At 61.6% G+C, this 3277-nt stretch carries 3 protein-coding genes; all 3 read right to left on the bottom strand.

The genetic code is table 11. The features are described from left to right. Positions 1 to 227 (bottom strand): FAD-dependent oxidoreductase (locus QZY44_RS16195; RefSeq protein ID WP_295448265.1); only part of this gene is annotated, 227 nt, incomplete at its 3' end. Next, positions 224 to 2050, bottom strand: a complete 1827-nt coding sequence (locus QZY44_RS16200; RefSeq protein ID WP_295448270.1) for an SLC13 family permease — start codon at positions 2048 to 2050, stop codon at positions 224 to 226. The genes QZY44_RS16200 and QZY44_RS16195, both read right to left, overlap by 4 nt. A gap of 189 nt (positions 2051 to 2239) precedes the next feature. Next, positions 2240 to 2587 carry a DUF1134 domain-containing protein gene (locus tag QZY44_RS16205; RefSeq protein WP_295448274.1) on the bottom strand — a complete coding sequence of 116 codons (348 nt, stop codon included), beginning with the start codon at positions 2585 to 2587 and terminating at the stop codon, positions 2240 to 2242. Positions 2588 to 3277 lie beyond the last annotated feature (690 nt).

Genomic DNA, 3277 nt, shown 5'->3' on the forward strand with positions numbered 1-3277 from the left:
CCAGCGGACGCTTCCTTCTCCAGGACGATGACGTGTTGATCCGGATAGCGACGCTTGAGCTCGCGCGCCAGGCAGAGCCCGACGATACCAGCACCGATAATCAAGAAATCTGCGGTATTGAAGTGACTCATGTAGACCTTCGCCGACGTTGCCGGTGACCACGCGATACACTGGGGAAAGACAATTGATAAACAAATTGAAAAATCGCCCAGCAGGCGATTTTTCAATAAAGATAGAGAATCCACACCAGCCCGACCGTCACCCCCATCGTCAGCACCAGCAGCGGCAGCCCGATCTTGACGTAATCGCCGAAGGTATAGCCCCCAGGTTCCATCACCAGCATGTTGACCGGAGACGATACCGGAGTCACAAAGGCGGCGCAGCAGGCGATCGACACAGTCATCGCAAAGGCCTGGGGCGACACGTGCAGCGACTGCGCCGCCTGGATGGCAATGGGGGCAATGAGGACGGCGGTTGCCGAGTTTGAAATAAACAGCCCGATAACCGCCGTGACCAGGAAGACCACCGCCAACATCGCGATCGGCCCCAGTGACCCGAGGGCGGCGACCAAGGCGTTGGCCATCAGCCCGGTCGCACCGGTCTTGGTCAATGCGGTGGCCAGCGGCAGCATCCCGGCAATCAGCACGATCGTCTTCCAACTGATGATGCGATAGATGGTATCCAGCTTGATGCAGCCGGTGGCGACCATCAGCAGTGCGGCGATCAGCACCGTGGCGGTGTTCGGCAGGAGTTGAAAGGCCATCACCGCAATCATCGCGATCAGAATACCCACGGCGACCGGCGCGCGGCGCCGTTGCGGCAGGCGCTCCTGGTACTCCGTCGGCAACGCCAGGACCACGAACGTCTCCCGCTCCTCGCCCAGCCGACGGATATCGCCCCAGTCGCCCGACACCAGCAGGGTATCGCCAAAGTCCAGCGGTTCATCCGCCAGATTCATCGTCAACGGCTCACCACGGTGGCGAACGGCCACCACGGTCGCCCGATAACGTCCACGGAATTCGAGCTCGCGCAGCGTCTTGCCGATCAACTTCGACTCCGGGGCCAACATGATCTCGGCGGCACCGAGTTCTTGCAGGGCCTCATAGCGCTGTCGCTCGCCGAGCCCGGGAAGTCGCACGAGGCGGTGCGCCGCGATCAATGCCTCGACCTGCGCGTTATCCGCGACGACGACGATCGCGTCATCCGCCTCAAACACCGTCTCGGCCAGTGCCGGCAGGTTCTGCACCTTGCCGTCGCGATGCTTCTCGAAGCCCACGATGACACAGCCGAAATGGCTGCGCAGCCGTGCCCCCGCCACCGTTTGCGCGAGCAGCGGCGATCCGGCGAGCACCCGCAACCGGTGCCACCGATCGCCCAGGCCATAGCTGCGCACCAACTCGGCAATGCTGGTCTGCCGCATGCCCCCGGCCTCGGCGTCGCGGTGTTTACTGAGCAGTGTGCGGCTCAACAACATGAAAACCATGGCCGTGATCAGCACGGCCAGACCGAACGGCGCCCAACTGAAGAAACTCAAGGGGGCAAGATGGTGTGCACGCAGGGTATTCTCGATGATCAGATTGGGCGATGAGGCAATGAGTGTCATCATGCCACTGATCAGTCCGGCGACCGACAGCGGCATCAGCATACGCTTGCGGTTCAGTCCGGTCTTGCTGGCAATCGCCAGCACCACGGGGATAAGCATGGCGACGATCGCAGAGGAACTCATAAAGGCCCCGACGCCACCCGCCAGGGCCATCACCAGCACGATCAGACGCGCCTCGTGACCTCCGCCCGCCGCCAGCACCGCCTCCCCAAGCCGATGCGCGACCCCGGTGGTGACCAGGGCCTCACTGACGATAAACATGGCGGCAATCAGCACCACCACCGGGTCACCGAAGCCGCCCAGCGCCTCCTGGGGGGTTAGCACACCGCTCAACATCAGCGCTAGCACCACCAGCAGCGCCACGATATCGGCGCGCAGACGGCCCCAGGCAAACAGCGCGATAGCTGAGCCCAAGATGGCGAATACGATCAACATGTGGTCGGTCATGGCCGCGCCCTCATCGCCCATGCGGCGGCACCAGCGCCGGACGCACCCACCGAGCCGGGATTACCGGTAGATGCCTCCGCCCGATTGTTCGCCCCGCAATGGGAATTTCCGCAAACGATGGTACCAACGCCACGGCGCGTCCCGCCGCGGCGGCGAAGGTCGCGGGGCGGGATGCCCCGCTGCCTGGGACTAATCCATGGTCACCGTCAACCCGGAGACCTTCCCGAGATTGAGATCGAGACCCTGAGTGCGCGAATGCAGGGTCATGATCACCCCATTCTCGTTCTGCAATTGCTGGCCACCTACGCCGCCACCCAGTGCGACACTCGCGTCCAACTGGGTATAGGTGACGGCAAACTTGGCGACATCCTTCATATCGTATACCTCGCCCACAGCGGTCATCGTTGATGCGCCGACGTTGAGGCCTGCGCTCACTCCACTGACCTCAAAATGATATTCCTTCCTTTTGAAGATCAGAGTACCGCGACCCTTGCTGCCGCCCAACAGCATTCCGAACTGTTCTTCGGCAATGATCACCGTCCCGACCGGATGCTTCGCCCCGGCTGCTAAGGCCAGCCCCCCATCAGCAGCAAGGTCGCCATCAGCACGCCCCCGTCAGTTTGCGATAATTCAGCATCACTGAATTGCCATGGTGTTTGCAAGGACTTTGCTCCAGCGCCTAGACAGAGCCTGAGTCATACCGTCCCGGGAAGAGCGTTGCACCATCTTGATCCAAGAGCCGCCGGGTGCGCATCCCGACACCAAGCACCAAAGATGGACGCCAGTCTGTAACCCCGGTGCGTCCGCGCCCCAGTCTTGCACATTTCGCGAGCATATCGCGTGAGCTGATGCGGCAACGGAACAACATGCATCGACCCCATCGCCGGTCAGTTGGGCCAGCTCGGGCAAGCGTAGCGCCTGCACCCGACGACCGCCTAGGGCGCGGGCCACGGTTACACCTTGCTGTGACGCAGCCATCATCCCCCCGCACGTTGCGCGAACGCGACCGGCCGAACTAAAGTAGACCCTGATAACTGAACAGTCATTCAAGACTGACGTTTCCTACTCTTGATCGGGGGCCTTGGCCATCATTCCGCCTATGCTATTGCGGGCTCCAGTGGAAATTGCAATTTAAATTCAGCCACTTAAGGCTGAATGAGGACTCGATTCGGCGTATAACCAGAGGTGCCTAGGCCGTTGATTAGAAAACCAAACGAGCCCGCATTC

Source organism: uncultured Thiodictyon sp. (assembly GCA_903837595.1).
Classification (GTDB): domain Bacteria; phylum Pseudomonadota; class Gammaproteobacteria; order Chromatiales; family Chromatiaceae; genus Thiodictyon.